This is a genomic window from Streptomyces tricolor (assembly GCF_002155905.1).
Taxonomy (GTDB): Bacteria; Actinomycetota; Actinomycetes; order Streptomycetales; family Streptomycetaceae; genus Streptomyces; species Streptomyces tricolor.
Map to the genome: position 1 here is coordinate 1 of NZ_MUMF01000466.1, position 1,098 is coordinate 1,098.

Genomic DNA, 1,098 nt, shown 5'->3' on the forward strand with positions numbered 1-1,098 from the left:
CGTCGGCGTCCAGCGCGGACAGGGCGGTGCTCTCCTCCGCCAGGCCGGCGCCCACCGCCTCGTCGATCAGCCGCAGCCCTTCCTCGGTGAGGGTCACCTTCAGGCCGCGCCGGTCGTGCGGGTCGGGGGAGCGGCGCAGCAGTCCCGCGCGCTCCAGCTTGTCGAGTCGTCCGGTCATCCCGCCGGTGGTCAGCATGAGGGTGGCCGACAGCTCGCGGGGCGAGAGGGTGTACGGCTCGCCGGAGCGGCGCAGGGTGGCCAGGACGTCGAACTCGCCGCGGGAGATGCCGTACGGCTTGTAGGCCCGCTCCATCCGGTCGCCCATCGCGCGCGAGAGCCGGAAGATGCGGCCGAACACCTCCATCGCCCGGGTGTCCAGGTCCGGCCGCACCCGGGCCCACTGCTCGATGATCGCGTCGACGGCGTCCGCTGGCTGTTGCTGCATGCGCAGAAGTATCGGCCCCTTTCCGCTCGTCCGCAAGAAAGCCACTTGCGAGTAAGTAGCTTAGGGCTAAGCTAATCAACAGCAACCCACTCTCCCGTCGCTCAGTCACGCTCCTCGGAAGGGGTCCGTCATGGCCGCCACCCGTCCGGCCGGAACAACCGCCGTCATAGCCGTCACCGCCCTCGCCCCCGTCTCCTGGGGCACCACCTACGCGGTCACCACCGAGTTCCTGCCGCCGGACCGCCCCCTGTTCACGGCCCTGATGCGGGCCCTGCCCGCCGGTCTGCTGCTGCTCGCCCTCACCCGGGTGCTGCCGCGCGGGACCTGGTGGGCCAAGGCGGCGGTGCTCGGGGCGCTGAACATCGGCGCCTTCTTCCCGCTGCTGTTCGTCGCGGCGTACCGGCTGCCCGGCGGGATGGCCGCGGTGGTCGGCTCGGCCGGGCCGCTGCTCGTCGTCGGGCTCTCCGCGCTGCTCCTCGGACAGCGGCCGGAGCCGCGCACGCTGCTCACCGGGCTGGTGGCCGCGCTCGGAGTCAGCCTCGTCGTGCTGAAGGGGGCCGGCGCGCTCGACCTCGTCGGCGTCCTCGCGGCCCTCGCGTCCACCGCCGCCATGGCCGCCGGCACCGTCCTGACCAAGCGCTGGGGCCGGCCGG

2 protein-coding genes are annotated in these 1,098 nt (G+C 73.1%); one reads left to right on the top strand and one right to left on the bottom strand.

Annotated features, from left to right (window positions below; all coding sequences use genetic code 11):
• Positions 1–445, bottom strand: a 445-nt coding sequence (locus CCN44_RS29845) for a MarR family winged helix-turn-helix transcriptional regulator (RefSeq protein ID WP_086701027.1), incomplete at its 3' end; no start/stop codon positions are given.
• 130 nt (positions 446–575) lie between these two features.
• Here CCN44_RS29845 and CCN44_RS29850 point away from each other — a divergent pair.
• Positions 576–1,098, top strand: a 523-nt coding sequence (locus CCN44_RS29850; RefSeq protein WP_158103168.1) for a DMT family transporter, incomplete at its 3' end; no start/stop codon positions are given.